This window comes from Micromonospora sp. BS32 (assembly GCF_059089345.1).
This window is the reverse complement of sequence record NZ_JBSSHR010000008.1, coordinates 111,457-127,767: the sequence shown is the minus strand read 5'-3', so window position 1 is coordinate 127,767 and position 16,311 is coordinate 111,457. Positions and strand designations below refer to the sequence as shown.

Annotated in this window: 16 protein-coding genes; 11 read left to right on the top strand and 5 right to left on the bottom strand. The window is 75.6% G+C overall.

What is annotated here, in order from left to right; all coding sequences use genetic code 11:
• Window positions 1-22: 22 nt before the first annotated feature.
• Both AC5RWQ_RS14885 and AC5RWQ_RS14880 read right to left on the bottom strand, forming a co-directional pair.
• A complete protein-coding gene (locus AC5RWQ_RS14885; RefSeq protein ID WP_494283310.1) occupies window positions 23-790 on the bottom strand; it encodes a polyprenol monophosphomannose synthase in 768 nt (255 codons plus the stop codon).
• Window positions 791-881: 91 nt separating this feature from the next.
• Window positions 882-1,340, bottom strand: a complete 459-nt coding sequence (locus AC5RWQ_RS14880) for an SRPBCC family protein (protein ID WP_494283309.1) — start codon at window positions 1,338-1,340, stop codon at window positions 882-884.
• 177 nt (window positions 1,341-1,517) lie between these two features.
• Between AC5RWQ_RS14880 and AC5RWQ_RS14875 the strand changes: the two genes are divergently transcribed.
• From AC5RWQ_RS14875 to AC5RWQ_RS14840, 8 genes are read left to right on the top strand one after another with little or no spacing between them, the layout of a single operon-like run.
• Window positions 1,518-3,233, top strand: a complete 1,716-nt coding sequence (locus AC5RWQ_RS14875) for an HAD-IIIA family hydrolase (RefSeq protein ID WP_494283308.1) — start codon at window positions 1,518-1,520, stop codon at window positions 3,231-3,233.
• Window positions 3,230-4,204, top strand: coding sequence for a glycosyltransferase (locus AC5RWQ_RS14870; protein WP_494283307.1), 975 nt, complete (start codon window positions 3,230-3,232; stop codon window positions 4,202-4,204). Before AC5RWQ_RS14875 ends, AC5RWQ_RS14870 begins: the two co-directional genes overlap by 4 nt.
• A complete protein-coding gene (locus tag AC5RWQ_RS14865) occupies window positions 4,189-5,406 on the top strand; it encodes a glycosyltransferase (RefSeq protein WP_334484530.1) in 1,218 nt (405 codons plus the stop codon). The genes AC5RWQ_RS14870 and AC5RWQ_RS14865 overlap by 16 nt, the downstream gene beginning before the upstream one ends.
• Window positions 5,406-6,164, top strand: a complete 759-nt coding sequence (locus AC5RWQ_RS14860; RefSeq protein ID WP_494283306.1) for a D-sedoheptulose-7-phosphate isomerase — start codon at window positions 5,406-5,408, stop codon at window positions 6,162-6,164. Before AC5RWQ_RS14865 ends, AC5RWQ_RS14860 begins: the two co-directional genes overlap by 1 nt.
• Window positions 6,161-7,642: a PfkB family carbohydrate kinase gene (locus AC5RWQ_RS14855; protein ID WP_494283305.1), complete on the top strand. Its 1,482-nt coding sequence runs from the start codon at window positions 6,161-6,163 to the stop codon at window positions 7,640-7,642. The genes AC5RWQ_RS14860 and AC5RWQ_RS14855 overlap by 4 nt, the downstream gene beginning before the upstream one ends.
• Entirely contained in the window at window positions 7,639-8,340 is a 702-nt protein-coding gene (locus AC5RWQ_RS14850) for an SDR family oxidoreductase (RefSeq protein ID WP_494283304.1), read from the top strand. The genes AC5RWQ_RS14855 and AC5RWQ_RS14850 overlap by 4 nt, the downstream gene beginning before the upstream one ends.
• Window positions 8,337-9,275 (top strand): glycosyltransferase family 9 protein, encoded by a 939-nt coding sequence (locus tag AC5RWQ_RS14845; protein ID WP_494283303.1) that lies wholly within the window; start codon window positions 8,337-8,339, stop codon window positions 9,273-9,275. The genes AC5RWQ_RS14850 and AC5RWQ_RS14845 overlap by 4 nt, the downstream gene beginning before the upstream one ends.
• The gene (locus AC5RWQ_RS14840; protein WP_494283302.1) at window positions 9,259-10,242 is read left to right on the top strand and encodes a DNA topoisomerase IB; all 984 of its coding nucleotides are present in this window, start codon (window positions 9,259-9,261) and stop codon (window positions 10,240-10,242) included. Before AC5RWQ_RS14845 ends, AC5RWQ_RS14840 begins: the two co-directional genes overlap by 17 nt.
• A 191-nt stretch (window positions 10,243-10,433) precedes the next feature.
• Here AC5RWQ_RS14840 and AC5RWQ_RS14835 read toward each other — a convergent pair whose 3' ends face one another.
• From AC5RWQ_RS14835 to AC5RWQ_RS14825, 3 genes are all read right to left on the bottom strand, one after another.
• Entirely contained in the window at window positions 10,434-11,468 is a 1,035-nt protein-coding gene (locus tag AC5RWQ_RS14835) for a helix-turn-helix domain-containing protein (RefSeq protein WP_494283301.1), read from the bottom strand.
• Window positions 11,469-11,602: 134 nt separating this feature from the next.
• Window positions 11,603-12,106 (bottom strand): hypothetical protein, encoded by a 504-nt coding sequence (locus AC5RWQ_RS14830; RefSeq protein ID WP_494283300.1) that lies wholly within the window; start codon window positions 12,104-12,106, stop codon window positions 11,603-11,605.
• Between the two features lie 70 nt (window positions 12,107-12,176).
• Window positions 12,177-13,808, bottom strand: coding sequence for a RecQ family ATP-dependent DNA helicase (locus AC5RWQ_RS14825; RefSeq protein ID WP_494283299.1), 1,632 nt, complete (start codon window positions 13,806-13,808; stop codon window positions 12,177-12,179).
• 114 nt (window positions 13,809-13,922) lie between these two features.
• Here AC5RWQ_RS14825 and AC5RWQ_RS14820 point away from each other — a divergent pair, with 114 nt between their 5' ends.
• The 3 genes from AC5RWQ_RS14820 (at window position 13,923) to AC5RWQ_RS14810 (ending at window position 16,307) form a co-directional block, all read left to right on the top strand.
• Entirely contained in the window at window positions 13,923-14,774 is an 852-nt protein-coding gene (locus AC5RWQ_RS14820) for a class I SAM-dependent methyltransferase (protein WP_494283298.1), read from the top strand.
• Window positions 14,774-15,409, top strand: coding sequence for a TetR/AcrR family transcriptional regulator (locus AC5RWQ_RS14815; RefSeq protein WP_494283297.1), 636 nt, complete (start codon window positions 14,774-14,776; stop codon window positions 15,407-15,409). Before AC5RWQ_RS14820 ends, AC5RWQ_RS14815 begins: the two co-directional genes overlap by 1 nt.
• A gap of 115 nt (window positions 15,410-15,524) precedes the next feature.
• Window positions 15,525-16,307, top strand: a complete 783-nt coding sequence (locus tag AC5RWQ_RS14810) for a PH domain-containing protein (RefSeq protein ID WP_494283296.1) — start codon at window positions 15,525-15,527, stop codon at window positions 16,305-16,307.
• Window positions 16,308-16,311: the final 4 nt, after the last annotated feature.

Below are 16,311 nucleotides of genomic sequence, written 5' to 3'. Positions count from 1 at the left end.
CGGCCATCCGGCCGGGGCGCGGTCAGCGCTCCAGGTTGCGGTGCCGGGTCCGCAGCTTGAACGGCATCAGCGCGCTCTCCACCTTGGTGGCGGTGGTCATCTTCGAGATGCCGTCGCGGCGCTCCTCGAAGCGGATCGGCACCTCCAGGATGGTGTGCCCCAGCTTGGTGGCGAGGTAGTGCATCTCGACCTGGAAGCTGTAGCCGTTCGACTGGACCCGCTCCAGGCCGATGTCGCGCAGCGCGTCGGCCCGCCAGATCTTGAAGCCCGCGGTCAGGTCGCGGATGCGGACCCGCAGCAGGGTGTGCACGTAGAGATTGGCCCAGCCGCTGAGCGCGCGGCGGTAGAGCGGCCAGTTCTCGTCCAGTTGCCCACCCGGCACGTAGCGGGAGCCGATCACCACGCCGGCCTGGGTGGAGAGCAGCGTGCCGAGCATGCCGGGCAGGGCCTCCGGCGGGTGCGACAGGTCGGCGTCCATCTGGGCGACGTAGTCCGCGCCACCGTCGAGCGCCCGGGTGATCCCGTCCACGTACGCCCGGCCCAGGCCCTCCTTGCCGGCCCGGTGCACCACCTGCACCCGGTCCGGGTACTCGATGGCCAGCTTGTCCGCCACCTCGCCCGTGCCGTCCGGCGAGTTGTCGTCGGCGACGAGGACCTTCAGGCCGGGCAGCGGCAGGGCGAGGAGCCGCTCGACCAGCGCCGGGAGGTTGCCCGCCTCGTTGTAGGTGGGGACCACGACGGTCAGGCGCGCGTCCCGCCACGGCGAGGGCAGCTCCACGGGTTCGATCATCACGGACATCCTCAGTCGGCCGACAGCATTCTTACAAAGGGTAGCCAGTGCCCGTTTCCGGCTCCCGGCGAGGTTCCCCGTGACGGCCAGGTCACCCACCGGCGCTTTCGTCCGCCTTCTGCCGGGTGGCGATGTCGGAGAGCCGGCTCAGCGTCTCCTTGTTGCGCTGGTGCAGCACCAGATCGTTGACCTTGTTGCGGATCCAGCGCAGCGGGCCGGCGGCGAAGTCCTCCCCGATCCGCACCCGGGTGGCACCGTCGCTCACCGGCTCCAGCGTGAACACCACGATCGCCTCGCCGGCCGGCCAGAGCCCGGCCTTGAGCACCAGCCGGCGGGGCGGCTCGCACTCCAGCACGGTGGAGGCGTCCTGGAGCGAGAACGGCCAGGGCCCCGCCTTGTGGTGCAGCTGGGTGCCGACCCGGGGCCAGTCGTCGTCGACGTCGCGCACGTGCACCGTGCCGACCACCCAGTCGCTGTACGTCCACCCGTCGGCGAGCACGTCGAAGACCTGCTCCGGGGGCGCATCTATCACTTTCTCCACAATCGCCACCGGGGTTCTGTACCCCTCCGGATCGGGTGGCTAACCGTCCGCGTTAGCTTCTCCGGGACGACGGGTAAGGCCGCAGCGGCGACCCGTGCCCGGCCGACGGCGATGAGCCGTACCGCCGGGTAGATGATGTTTACTCCGCAGGGCTCCGGGAACCCGCCGCGCGTGCGACGGGACCAGATGGAGCCGGATCAGCGCAGGTCAGGCCGGGTCGAACCGGCGACTGACGGCGCCGCTGCCCGGCCGGTCCTGTACGACGCGGTGCTGCTGGACCGGGACGGCACGCTGATCGAGGACGTGCCCTACAACGGGGACCCAGGGAAGGTCAGACCGGTGCCGGGCGCCCGGGAGGCGCTGGACCGGCTCCGCGCCGCGGGGCTCCGCCTCGGCGTGGTCAGCAACCAGTCCGGCTTGGCCCGTGGCCTCTTCACCGCCGACGAGCTGCGCGAGGTCAACGCCCGGGTCGAGGCGCTGCTGGGCCCCTTCGACACCTGGCAGGTCTGCCCGCACGACGAGCGGGCCGGCTGCGTTTGTCGCAAGCCCGCGCCGGGCCTGGTTTACGCCGCCGCGCGGGCGCTCGCCACCACGCCGGACCGCTGCGTGCTGGTCGGCGACATCGGCGCGGACATGACCGCCGCCGGCGCGGCCGGCGCCGCCGGGATCCTGGTGCCCACCCCGGCCACCCGCCCGGCCGAGGTGGCCGCCGCCGGGCACGTCGCCCGCGACCTGCCCGGCGCGGTGGCCACCATCCTCGACCGGGCCGCCCTGCTCGCCGCGCCACCCGCGCGGGCCCGCCGCGGCGGCGTGCTGGTCGTCCGCAGCGACTCCGCCGGGGACGTGCTGGTCACCGGCCCGGCGATCCGCGCCGTCGCCGCCGGTGCCGAGCGGGTCGTCCTGCTCTGCGGGCCGCGCGGTCGCGACGCCGCCGCCCTGCTGCCCGGGGTGGACGAGGTGGTCGAATGGCCGTTGCCGTGGATCGACGGCGACCCCGCCCCGGTCGACCCGGCCGACCTGCGGGCGCTGACCGCCCGGCTGGCCGACCTAGCCGTCGACGAGGCGGTCGTCTTCACCTCCTTCCACCAGTCGCCGCTGCCGCTGGCCCTGCTGCTGCGGATGGCCGGGGTGTCCCGGATCAGCGCGATCAGCGACGACTACCCGGGTTCCCTGCTCGACGTCCGGCACCGGGTGCCCGAGGGACTGCCCGAGCCGGAACGGGCGCTCTCGCTCGCCGTGGCCGCCGGGTTCGCCCTGCCCGCCGGGGACGACCCCCGGCTGCACATCCGCACCGCCGCCCTGCCGCCCACCCCGGCCGGGCTCGGCGCCCCCGGGTACGTGGTGCTGCACCCCGGTTCGGCGGTCCCGACCCGGGCCTGCCCGCCCGAGCTGGCCGCCCGGATCGTCCGGGTGCTCACCGGAGCCGGTCACCGGGTGGCGGTCACCGGTGGTCCGGACGAGGCGGAGCTGACCGCCCGGGTGGCTGGCGACACCGGCATCGACCTGGGCGGGCGGACCGGGCTGGCCGAGCTGGCCGCCGTGCTGGCCGGGGCGGGTGCGCTGGTGGTCGGCAACACCGGGCCGGCGCACCTGGCCGCCGCGCTGGGCGTACCGGTGGTGAGCCTCTTCGCCCCCACCGTCCCGTACGGGCAGTGGGGGCCGTACCGGGTGCCGGCGGTCCGGCTCGGCGACGCCGCGGCACCGTGTCGGGACACCCGGGCCACCGTCTGCCCCGTGCCCGGGCACCCCTGCCTCACCGCGATCGAGCCGGGCCGCGTGCTGGCCGCGGTGCGCCTGCTCGGCGTGCCGGCGACGGCCCCGCCGGTGCTGCCCGCGGCGACGGTCGGCGCCCCGACCGGGCCGACCGCCACGGTGGCCGCCGGTGGCGGGGGCGCTCGATGAACATCCTGGTGTGGCACGTGCACGGGTCGTGGACCACGTCCTTCGTGCACGGTCCGCACCGCTACCTGGTGCCGGTCACCCCCGACCGGGGCCCGTACGGGCGGGGTCGGGCCCGCACCTACCCCTGGCCGGAGAGCGCCGTCGAGGTGACCCCGCAGCAGCTGCGCCGGGCGGAGGTCGACCTGGTGCTGCTCCAGCGGCCCGAGGAGTTCGACCTGGCCTGCGACTGGCTGGGACGCCGGGTCGGCCGGGACGTGCCGGCGATCTACGTGGAGCACAACACCCCGAAGGGGGACGTGCCGAACACCCGCCACCCGATGGCCGACCGGGACGACCTGCTGCTCACCCACGTCACGCACTTCAACGAACTGTTCTGGGACAACGGCGCCACCCGCACCGCCGTGGTGGAGCACGGGGTGGTTCCGCCGGCCGTGGAGTGGACCGGTGAGCTGGACCGGCTCGCCGTGGTGATCAACGAGCCGGTTCGGCGCTGGCGGGTCACCGGCACCGACCTGCTGCCGCGCTTCGCCGAGATCGCCCCGCTGGACGTCTTCGGCATGCAGGTGGCCGGCCTGGCCGATCGCCTCGGCCTGCCCGCCGACCGGTTGACCAGCCACGACGACGTGCCGCAGCACGAGATGCACGCCGCCCTGGCCCGGCGGCGGGCGTACCTGCACCTGTGCCGGTGGACCTCGCTCGGGCTCAGCCTGATCGAGGCGATGACCATGGGCATGCCCGTCGTCGCGCTGGCCACCACCGAGGCCGTCGAGGCCGTACCGCCGGGGTCCGGGGCGCTCTCCACCCGGGTGGACGCGCTGGTCGAGGCCGCCCACCGGTTCGTCGCGCAGCCCGCCGAGGCGCGCCGGGCGGGCGCCGAGGCCCGTACCGCCGCCCGGGCCCGCTACGGCCTGGACCGTTTCCTCACCGACTGGGACCGCCTGCTGGAGGAGGAAGTATGCGCATCGCGATGATCTCCGAGCACGCCAGCCCCCTCGCCGTGCTGGGCGGTGAGGACGCCGGCGGGCAGAACACGCATGTCGCGGAGCTCTCCGCCGCGCTGGCGGCCGCCGGGCACGACGTCCGGGTCTACACCCGCCGGGACGCCGTCGACCTGCCCGTCACGGTCCGCGCCCCGGACGGGTACGAGGTGGTGCACGTACCGGCCGGGCCGGCCGAACCGCTGGCCAAGGACGCGCTGCTGCCGCACATGAAGCCGTTCAGCCACTGGCTGGTGGAGCGCTGGCGGGGCGGCGACTGGGCGCCGGAGGTGATCCACGCGCACTTCTGGATGAGCGGGCTCGCCGCGCTCACCGCCGGGCGGCAGACCGGGGTGCCGGTGGTGCAGACGTACCACGCCCTCGGCACCGTGAAGCGCCGTTACCAGGGCGTCCAGGACACCAGCCCGGCCCGGCGGATCGCGTACGAGCGGGAGCTGGGCTGCGCGGTGGACCGGGTGGTGGCCCAGTGCCAGGACGAGGTGGGCGAGCTGGTCCGGCTCGGCGTGCCGCGCTCCCGGATGACGGTGATCCCGTCCGGGGTCAACCTGACGACGTTCGCCCCGCTCGGCCCGGCCGCCCCGCGGGAACCCGACCGGCCGCGCATCCTCACCGTGGGCCGGCTGGTGGAACGCAAGGGCTTCCAGACGGTGATCCGGGCGATGGCACTGGTCCCGGACGCCGAGTGCGTGGTGGTGGGCGGGCCGCCGGCCGGGCTGCTGGAAACCGACCCGTACGCCCGCCGGTTGCGCGCCCTCGCCACCACCTGCGGGGTCGCCGACCGGGTGAAGCTGGTCGGGGCGGTCCCCCGGGAGGAGATGGGCCGCTGGTACCGCTCGGCGGACCTGCTGGTGGCCGCCCCCTGGTACGAGCCGTTCGGGCTGACCCCGCTGGAGGCGATGGCCTGCGGGGTGCCGGTGGTGGGCACCGCCGTGGGCGGGATCAGGGACACCGTGGTGGCCGGGACGACCGGCGACCTGGTCCCGGCCCGGGACCCGCAGGCGCTGGGCACCGCCATCCGGGGCCTGCTCGACGACCGGATCCGCCGCTTCGGGTACGCCACGGCGGCGCTCCAACGCGCCCGGCGGCAGTACTCCTGGGCGGCCACCGCCGAGCGGCTGGCGGAGGTGTACGGCGAGGTGGCCGCGGTGCACCGGCCGTCCCGGGTGGTCGCCTGATGGCGGCCGGGCCGACCGGGCCGGGGGTGCTCGACGCCCACCTGACCCTGCTGGCCGAGGCGCTGCTGCCGTTCCGGTCGGCGGAGGATCGGCTGGCCCGGTGGGGCGCCGAGCTGGCCGGCGTCCTCGCCGGCGGGGGCCGGATCCTGGTGGCCGGCAACGGCGGCAGCGCGGCCGAGGCGCAGCACCTCACCGCCGAGCTGGTCGGCAAGCTGCGCGACGACCGGGCGCCGCTGGCGGCCATCGCGCTGCACGCCGAGACCTCCGCCGTAACCGCGATCGCCAACGACTACGGCTACGACGAGGTCTTCGCCCGCCAGGTCCGCGCCCACGGCCGCCCCGGCGACGTGCTGCTGCTGATCTCGACCAGCGGGGCCAGCGCGAACCTGCTCGCCGCCGCGCGTGCCGGCCGGGCCGCCGGCCTGCGCTGCTGGGCGTTCACCGGCCCGGCTCCCAACCCGCTGGCCGGGGCGTGTCACGAGGCGCTCGCGATCGCCTCCCCGGAACCCCAGGTGGTGCAGGAGCTGCACCTGGTTGCCACCCACGTGCTCTGCGAACACGTCGACCGGACGCTGCCCGTGGCGCTCGCCGCCGGGGTGGCCGCCACCGCGCCGGTGGACACCGCCGCGCCGGTGGGCGCGCCCGGGCCGGCGGACGCCGTGCCGCCCGGGGAGGCCGGGCCGGTGCGGGCCGGGGTCGAGGTGGTCGTCGACGACGCCGGCCGGCGGGTCGGGGTGGGACGAGGAGGCGTGGCGTGAGGGGACCTCTGGTGGTCATCGGCGACACCCTGCTGGACCGGGACGTCGAGGGCGTGGTGAACCGGCTCTGCCCGGACTCGCCGGTACCGGTGCTGGACGAGACGGCGCACACCGACCGGCCCGGCGGCGCGGGCCTGGCCGCCGTCTTCGCCGCCACCCAGGGCGCGGAAGTGGCGCTGGTGACGGCGCTCGCCGACGACGTGGGCGGTGCCCGGCTCAGCTCCCTGCTCACCGCCGCCGGCGTGCAGGTGTACGCGCTGCCGCTGGTCGGGGCCACGCCGGAGAAGATCCGGCTGCGGGCCCGTGGCCGGGTGCTGCTCCGGCACGACCGGGGCGGCCCGGTCGGCGAGCCCGGGGAGCCCGGCGAGGCGGTGCTGCGGCTGATCGCCGGGGCGTCCGCCGTGCTGGTCAGCGACTACGGGCGGGGGGTGGCCCGGCAGCCGGCGCTGCGGGCCGCGCTGGCCGCCACCCGGGCCCCGGTGGTCTGGGATCCGCACCCGCGCGGCCCGGCCGCGGTGCCCGGGGTGCAGCTGGCCACCCCGAACGAGGCGGAGGCGCGCGAGCTGGCCAAGGTCCCGCCGGGCGGGTCCCGGCTGGGCGCGGCGTCGCGGGGTGCGCAGGGGCTGCGCGAGCGGTGGCGGGCCGGCGCGGTGGCGGTGACCCTGGGCGGGGACGGCGCGCTGCTCTGCCACGCCGGCTCCACCCCGCTGGTGGTCTCCGCGCCGGTCAACGCCGAGGGGGACACCTGCGGGGCCGGGGACCGGTTCGCCTCAGCCGCGAGCATCGCGCTGGCTCGGGGGGCGCTGGTCTCCGAGGCGGTGCAGGAGGCGGTGGCGGAGGCGTCGGCGTACGTGGCCGGCGGGGGAGTGGCCGCCGCCCTCCCGCCACCGGTGCGGACCCCGCCGCCGGTGCTGCTCAGCGGGGGTGGGGACCGGATCGGGGCGGCCGCCGCCGGCGCGGTCGTCGCCGAGGTACGCGCCGCCGGCGGCACCGTCGTGGCCACCGGCGGCTGCTTCGACCTGCTGCACGCCGGGCACGTCGCCACCCTCCAGGCCGCCCGGCAGCTCGGCGACTGCCTGGTCGTCTGCCTCAACTCCGACAGCAGCGTCGCCGGGCTGAAGGGTCCGGACCGGCCGGTGATGTCACAGGGCGACCGCAGCCGGCTGCTCGCGGCGCTGAGCTGCGTCGACGCGGTGATGGTCTTCGACGAGCCGACCCCGCACGCCGCGCTGAGCTGGCTGCGCCCGGACATCTGGGTCAAGGGCGGCGACTACGCCACCGGCGGCGGGGACGAGCCGACCCTGCCGGAGGCCGAGGTGCTGCGCCGCTGGGGCGGCAACACCGTGGTGGTGCCGTACCTGGACGGGCGCTCCACCACCGACATGATCGCGGCGGCCCGCGGCGGGCGTCGCGCCACCACGCCCACCGGCGTCCGCCGGGCCGGCGCGGACCGACCGACGGCGGAGGGAGCACGATGACCAGCAGTCCACCCGGTGCCGGCCCGACCGTCCTGGTCACCGGCGGCTCCAGCGGGCTCGGCGCGGCGGTGGTCACCGCGGTGGCCCGGGCCGGTGGGCGACCCCTCGTGCTCGACCGGCACCGCCCCGGCGACGGCGTGCCGTGGGTCGAGTGCGACCTGGCCGACACCCGGGCCGCCGAGGAGGCCACCCGCGAGCTGGCCGAACGCAACGGTGGGCTGGACGCGGTGGTGACCGCGGCCGGCATGGACGTCCCGGGCCGGCTGGCCGACGTACCCCGGGACACCTGGGAGCGGATCGTCACGGTCGACCTGCTCGCCACGGTGGCCGTGGTCCGGGCCGCGCTGCCCTATCTGGAGGCGTCCCGGGGTAACATCGTGACGGTCGCCTCGACCCTGGGGGTCAAGGCGGTCAGCGACGCCACCGCGTACTGCGCGGCGAAGTTCGGGGTGGTCGGCTTCACCCGGGCGCTCGCCGCCGAGCTGGCCGGGCAGGTCGGGGTGACCCTGCTGATCCCGGGCGGCATGCGCACCGCTTTCTTCGACGACCGGGATCCGCAGTACCGGCCGGGGCCGGACGCCAAGCTCAACGACCCCGCCGACACCGCCGCCGCGGTGATGTTCGCGCTCTCCCAGCCCGCCGGCAGCGCGGTCCGGGAACTGGTGGTCTGCGCCGAGCAGGAGACGTCGTACCCGTGATCCTGGTGCTCCGGGCCCTCGGCGTGGGTGACCTGGCCACGGCGGTACCCGCGCTGCGCGCGCTGCGGTCCGCGTACCCCGACCGGCAGCTGGCGCTCGCGGCACCCGCCTGGCTGGGGCCGCTGGTCGGCCTGGTCGGCGGGGTGGACCGGCTGCTGCCCACCGACGGCCTCGGCCCGCCGCCCTGGCCGACCCCGCCGGCCGCGGTGAACCTGCACGGCCGGGGGCCGCAGTCGCACCGGATGCTGGCCGGGGCCGGGCGGCTGCTCGCCTTCCGCTGCCCCGATGCCGGTCACCTCGACGGGCCACAGTGGCGCGACGAGGAGCACGAGGTGGACCGCTGGTGCCGGCTGCTCGACTGGTACGGCATCCCGGCCGATCCGACCGACCTCACCCTGCGGTCCCCGCCGGCGGGTGCCGCGCCGGCCGGCCTGACCGTGGTCCACCCGGGCAGCAAGCTCCCCGAGAAGCGCTGGCCGGCCGGGCGGTTCGCCGCGCTGGCCCGGGAGCTCACCGAACGCGGCCACCGGGTGGTGGTCACCGGCTCGGCGGACGAGCGGGAGCTGGCCGGGCGGGTGGCCGCCCGGGCCGGACTGCCCGCGGCGGCGGTGCTGGCCGGTCGGACCGACCTCGGCGAGCTGGCCGCCCTGGTCGCCGGGGCCCGCCTGGTGGTCAGCGGGGACACCGGCGTCGGGCACCTCGCCACCGGCTACGGCACCCCGTCCGTGCTGCTCTTCGGGCCGGTGCCACCGTCGCGGTGGGGGCCGCCCGCGGGTCGGCCCCGGCACCGCGTGCTCTGGGCCGGTGGACTGGATTGGCCGGCCTGGTCCGGGGTAGGAACGCACCCGACGTTGGCGGCCCTGTCCGTGGACGGGGTGCTGGCCGCCGTGGACGAGGCAGAGGCGGTGCGGGTCTCCGGTGCGATTGCGGCGTAGTGATCCGGGCCGGGCGGGGTACGGGCGCCGCCGGCGTGGCAAGGGCTGGAGCTACCTCGACCCGCGCGGCGAGCCGGTCCGGGACCCCGACGAGGTGGCCCGGTTCGAGGCTCTGGTCATCCCGCCCGCCTGGCGGGACGTCTGGATTTCGCCGTACCCGAACGGGCACATCCAGGCGACCGGCGTCGACGCGGCCGGTCGCCGGCAGTACCTCTACCACCCGGAGTGGCGGCGCCGGCGGGACGAGGCAAAGTTCGACCACGTGCTGGAGGTCGCCCACCGGCTGCCGAAGCTGCGGGACCGGATCGCCGACGACCTCGACGGCCGAGGGCTCAACCGGGACCGGGTGCTGGCCACCGTCGCCCGCCTGCTCGACATGGGGATGTTCCGGGTCGGCAACGACCAGTACGCGGTCGGGGAGGACGCCACCTTCGGGGTGTCCACGCTGCGTCCCGAGCACGCCCGTTCGCGCGGCGGCTGTGTGGTCTTCGAGTTCCCCGCGAAGGGCGGCATCGAGCAGGTACGCCGGATCGAGGACCCGGAGCTGTGCCGGGTGCTGACCAACCTGCGCCGGCGCCGCCGCTCGGAGGAGCGCCTCTTCGGCTACTGGGACGGTCGGAGCTGGCGGGACGTGCGCAGCGACGAGGTCAACGGGTACCTGCGCGACGCCAGCGGCGGGGAGATGACCGCGAAGGACTTCCGGACCTGGCACGCGACGGTGCTGGCCGCCACGGAACTGGCCACGGTGGGCGTCCAGCGCTCCGCCACGGCCCGGAAGAAGGCGGTGGCCGGGGTGATGCGCGACGTCGCGGAGCTGCTGGGCAACACCCCGACGGTGGCCCGGACGTCCTACGTGGACCCCCGGGTGGTCGACCTGTACCACGACGGGGTGGTGGCTCCGGTGCGGCCGGAGACGCCGCGCACGCAGGCCGAACGCTCGGTGCTGGAACTGCTCGAGGAGGCCTGACCGGCCCCGCCGTCAGTCCTGGGGGGAAGTGCGACGGGGCCGGGGTCCGTACGGCCCGGGGCGGCCGGTGGCGGCGCCGCCGGGCGGTGCGGCACCGGGGCGGTCGCCCGTGACCTGGACGGTCACGGACGCCACGCCGCGGCCCCCCGTTACCACTGGGCTGTCAGCGGTCGTCGACCACCAGCCCGCGCTCAGTATGTCGGCCCCGGGTTGACCATGGACGCCGCGCTGTTGACGATCCGTGCCTGTTCCCGCCGCGACTCCCGGTACGCCTGCGGCGTCACCCCGTACGCGACGCGGAACGCCCGGCTGAAGTGGGCCTTGTCCCGGAAACCCCACCGGGCGGCCACCGCCTGGACCGGCCGGTGCGCCTGCGCCGGGTCGGCCAGGTCCCGCCGGCACCGTTGCAGCCGCAGGTCGCGCACGTACGCCGCCATGGTCGTCTCCTCCAGCTCGAAGAGCCGGTGCAGGGTGCGGACGGAGACGTGGTGCGCGTCGGCGACCGTCTGCGGGGTCAGCGTGGCGTCGCCGAGGTGCTGTTGGACGTAGCCGCGCACCTGGGCGAGCAGGGCCTGCCTGCGGACCTCGCGGGGCACCGCGTCCTCGGCCACCAGGTGCCGGCCGAGCATCGTGGAGATCAGGTCCAGGCCCACGGTGCCGAGCCGGTCGGCGTCGGCCGCGTGGTACTGCTCCGGATGGGCGGTGAGCTGGGTGAGGTACTGGGCGAGCAGGGCGCCCACCCCCTCGGTGCCGGATATCCGGCCGGCCAGCAGGGGAGCGAGCCGGTCCGGTGGCAGCGGCAGCGCCCCGTACGGGATCAGCGCCACGATGCTGCCCGCGTCCTCCCGCCCGCGGTCCGCGCCGAGGTGGCTGACCTGGTGCGGGCGCGACCCGTCGTAGAAGGTGAACTCGCCGGATCGGATCACGCTCTGCTGCCCGGCCTGTCCGGAGGCGCCGGTGCCGGTGGTGGTCAGCGCGAGTAGGAAGTAGTCCACCTCGGTCTGCCGGGCCAGCTTGGCGGTCCGCACGGCATCGAGTGAGGGGTAGCGGTAGCGGACCAGCTGGATCGGGCCGAGGCCGATGATCTCCGCCTTGGCCCGGAAGTCGCCCGCGTGCTCCGTGCGCATCTTCAGCGGCGCGGCGGTCCGCGCCACCAGGTCCAGCCACATCCCGAACCGCTCGCCGGGCGGCACTGCCTCGGTGTCGATCACCTTGCGGTGCAGCATGTCCCCACCTCCCCGTCGGGCCGCTCGTCCCCGCCATTCTGGAGGAAATGCCAGCGACCGGTCGATCGAGGGGGCGGAGAAGGGACGGTCCGCGCGGCCCGGGCCGGGCGCGCGCGGACCGTGGGATCGTGCGCTCAGTCGTTGAGCACCTGGGAGAGCCGGTCCCGGAAGCGCCGCTCCGAGTCGCTGACCTGGTCACCGCCGAGGCCGAGGATGCCGCCGGTGGGGGCCGCGCCGACCACCTGCTCGGCGATCTCCACCAGCCAGTGCTTGTACGCGCCGGCCTCGCCCTCGTCGACCCGTACGGCCAGCAGCGCCGCCGCCTCGGCGGCCCGGGTGAGCACGTCGTCGATCATGGCCTGCGGGTCGGCGGGGGCGATCACCGGCAGCTCCTCGCCGGCCTCCGGGTCGCCGACCCGGGACACGATCTCCCCGGCCACCGCGGCGACCAGCGGGTTGGCCGACTCCCGGCCGGTGGAGATGGTCTCCATTCCGGCGGCGTTCTCGGCCCGGGTACGCCGGGCGCCGTCGGACTCGGCGGCGCTCGCCGCGGTGAGCACCGACTGCGGCAGGCCGACCAGCAGCCCCCACTCCTCGTCGGAAAAGCCGAAACTGGTGTACGCCGGCTGTTCGATCACGACTGAGCCCCTCTCGGCCTGGTCTTCACTGTCAGTGGTACGTGCCGCGCCCGCCGGCGCCCGGCTCAGGCTAGTCCAGGGTCAGCAGGCCCTGTTCGGACACCACGCGGACGGAGAGCGTCTTGTAGCCCACCTCGTCGAAGAGCACCGTCATCCGGTCGTCCTCGTAGTTGAGCACCAGGCCCGGTCCCCACTCGGGGTGGCGTACCTGGCTGTGCACGGGGAACGGGCCGACCGCCCCGGAGTCGGCGACGCTGGTGCCGGCGTGGCAGTTGTCGCAGTGTCCGCAGATCTCCGACATCTGCTCGCCGAAGTACGCCAGCAGCGCCTGGAGGCGGCAGCCGGTGGTCTCGGCGAAGGCGCGCATCATGTCGCTCCGGGACCGGGTGACGGTCTGTTGGCGTTCCGCCTCGGCGAGGGCCGCCGCGCCGGCCGCGGCCGGCTTGGGGGCGTAGCGCGGGGCGCCGATCTTCTGCTTGGCGCGCGGCTCGGCGGCGCCGACCTGCTCCAGCAGGGAGAGGTACTGGCCGAGCTTGCGCGCGCCGAGGCCGGTGACCTCGCGCAGCTCCTTCTTGGTGGCGGGCTGCTTGCGGACGACCGCGGCGAGGTCCCGCAGCTCGTTCTCGTTCGGCAGCCCGCCGCTGAAGTAGCGTTGCAGCCCGACGTCCTCGGCCCGCCAGAGCAGCAGCACCCGGGCGGGTTCCCCGTCCCGGCCGGCGCGGCCGATCTCCTGGAAGTAGCTGTCCGGGGAGTCGGGCAGCGCCATGTGCGCCACCCAGGCGATGTTGGGCTTGTCGATGCCCATGCCGAACGCCGAGGTGGCCACCATGATCGGCACCTGGTCGGCGAGGAACGCCTCGTGCAGTTCGTGCCGGGCGTTGGTGGGCATCCCGCCGTGGTAGTACTGCGCCGGGAAGCCGGCGTCGGTGAGCTGCTGGGCGAGTTCCTCGGCCGAGCGGCGGGTCGGCACGTAGATGATGCCGGGGCGCTCGTCGTCGCGCAGCAGCGCGACCAGCCGCCGCCAGCGGTAGTCGTCGGTGGGGCAGTAGGCGACCTCGACGAAGAGGTTCGGGCGGTCCAGCCCGGAGACCACCACCTCGGGGTCCCGCAACCGCAGCCGGGCGATGATGTCGTCGCGGACCGGCGGCGAGGCGGTGGCGGTCAGCGCCACCACGGGTGGCCGGCCGATGCCCTCGATGAGGTGGCCCAGCGCCAGGTAGTCGGGGCGGAAGTCGTGCCCCCAGGCGGAGATGCAGTGCGCCTCGTCGATCGCCACCAGGGCCGGCTTCAGCGACTTCACCTCGGCCATCCGGTCGGGGTTGCTGAGCGCCTCCGGCGTGATGAAGAGGAACTCCGCCCGGCCCTCGCGAATCTCGACGACCGCCTGCGCCTGCTGGGCGGCGGTCTCGTCGGAGCTGATCCGGACCGCCCGCAGCTCGGGGCGCTGCCGTTCGTTGAGCGCGGCGATCTGGTCCTGCTGCAGGGCGAGCAGCGGGGAGATCACCACCGTCGGGCCGGGGATCAGGCTGGCCGGGATCTGGTAGATCGCCGACTTGCCGGCGCCGGTGGGCAGGACCACCAGGGCGTCGCGTCGCTTCATCACCGCGCGCATGGCGGCGAGTTGGTTGGGCCGCAGCGCGGTCCAGCCGAAGAGGCTTCGCGCCGCGCGGCGCAACGTCATCGAGTGCGTGGACAGCTTCATCGAGGGCCGGAGGTACCCGAGCCGATCACGGTCGAAACCGTTGACACCCGCCCGAGGGTCGACCCATTATGAACAGACGCTCATGAACACCCGTTCGCAATGAGGGGGAGTCCGATGACGACGGTCGTGAACGATCACCAGGCGGCGGCGTGGAACGGCTACGAGGGCCGGCACTGGGCCGCCCACCAGGACCGCTACGACGCGGTCAACAGCGGCTTCAACGCCCCGCTGCTCGACGCGGTCGCCCCGGGTGACCGGGTCCTCGACGTGGGCTGCGGCAACGGCCAGCTCACCCGGCTGGCCGCCCGCCAGGCCGGCGCCGGGCACGCGGTCGGCATCGACCTCTCCGCGCCGATGCTCGACCGCGCCCGAGCGTCGGCCGCCGCCGAGCGAGTGTCGAACGTCCACTTCGTCCAGGGCGACGCGCAGGTCCAGCCGTTCCCGCCCGGCTCCTTCGACGTGGCGCTGAGCCGGTTCGGGGTGATGTTCTTCGCCGACCCGGTGGCCGCGTTCCGGGGGATCGGCCGGGCGCTGCGCCCCGGCGGCCGGCTCGCCTTCGTCTGCCTGGACGACATCCGCCGTGGCGACCTCGGGTTGGTCCTCGCCGCGCTCGCCGCCGAGCTGCCGCCAGCCGGCACCGCCGGCGCCGCCGAGCCGCTCTCGCTGGCCGACCCGGCCGTGGTCCGCGAGATCCTCGCCGCCGCCGGCTTCGCCGAGGTCGACATTCTGGGCTACGAGGCGCCGCAGCTCTGGGGGCGCGACGCCGCCGACGCCGGCGGGTTCCTCGCCGACTGGGGACCGGTCCGGCACCGGCTCGACCAGCTCGACCCGGCGACCGTCACCCGGGCGCGGGCCGCCCTGGTGGAGGCGATGCGACCGTTCGCCCGGCCCGACGGGGTACGGCTGCGCGGCACCGCCTGGCTGGTCACCGCCCACCGTCCGGCCCGGTCCTACGATGACCGGTGATGTCACCGAGGAGAGCGGCCGCCCTGCGCGGCGGGGAGCAGAGCCTGCGCGAGCACCTGATCGCCGTGGCGGGCCGACTGGTCGCCGAGCGGGGGACGGCGGGGTTGACCGTCCGCGACATCGCCCGGGCGGCGCAGGTCGCCGACGGGGTGCTCTACAACCACTTCGCCGACAAGGAGGAGCTGCTCGGCCACGCCCTGCACGCGCACGTGCGGGCCGTCGAGGAGGGGCTGGCCGGCAGGTCCCCGCAGCCCGGCGAGGGCACGGTCGAGGCGAACCTGCGGTCGTACCTGAGCCGGGCGCTGGCCCTGCACGCGGCGATCCTGCCCGCGTTCGCCGGGGTGCTCACCCAGCCCGGGGTGCTGGCCCGCTTCGCCGCGCTGCCCAACCCCATCGGCGGCGGCCGGGGCGTGCGCACCGAGCTGGCCGGCTACGTCCGCGGCGAGCAGCGGCTCGGCCGGCTCGCCGGTGACGCCAGCCCCGACGCGGTCGCCGCGCTGGTCGTCGGGGTCTGCCACGACCTGGTCCTCGGCCACCTGCTCGACCCGTCCGGGCCGGCGCCGGAGCCCGCGCCCCAGCTCGTCGACGAGCTGGTCGCCACCCTGCTGCGCGGCATCGCCCCGACCCGAGGATGAGCGACCGGGACCGGCGTCCGCCGCACGCGGTCGTCGGGACCGGTCCACCCGGCCCGGGGTTGCCCACGGGAGCCACGATGCGGACATGACAGTCCGCGCCTCGGGCCATGTGCCCATGTCGTCCGTCGGGTCGGGCCTTGCCGCCGGTCGGCTCCGGGTCGGTGTGGCGCTCGTGGTCGCGGCGGTCTGGGCCGTGGCCGCTGTCCGGGACCTCCACGGCTTCTGGCCCGGCCTCCTGCTCGGCTCGGTGCCCTTCGCGCTGGCCCTCGCCGCGTTGGTCGCGATGCTGATCAGTGTTCGCCGCCCCTGGCGGCGGCCCGCCGTGCTCGCGGCACCGGGCGGCACCCGGCTCAGGGCGGAGCCGGGCTCGGGTTTCAGCTGGTTCGTGGCGGCCGAGGTCCTGATCCTCACCGTCACCGCCATCCCGCAGGTCGACCCGCTCGTGGACCGGGCGACGGCTCCCTCGGGACCCGACCGGTACGTCCTGATGGCGCTCACGCCGGCCCTGGTCCTGCTCGCCGCGCTGCTGCTGGTGGTCTTCGTGGCCGCCGTCTGGGACGGCCGCCCCCGGGTGGACCTGACTCCCGCCGGGGTCGAGGTGAGGCAGCCGTTCGGCCGGCAGTTCGTGCCCTGGGCGGCGCTGTCACCCGGCACACCGCACCGGCAGTCGTCCGGCTCCGAACTGGTGCTCCACGTGTGCCGGCCGGAAGCGGTCCGGCGCAGCGGGCTGGCGTGGGGTACCCGCCGCCGGCCTCGCCTCCCGCTCTCCTGGCTGCGGGTGCACCCGTGGTACCTCGCCGACGTGCTGCGCTTCTACGTCGACCACCCGCACGAGCGGGACGGCATCGGCAGTGACGCCGGTCGGGAGCGGCTGCGCCGGGCGCTCGACGCCGGCTGAGGCC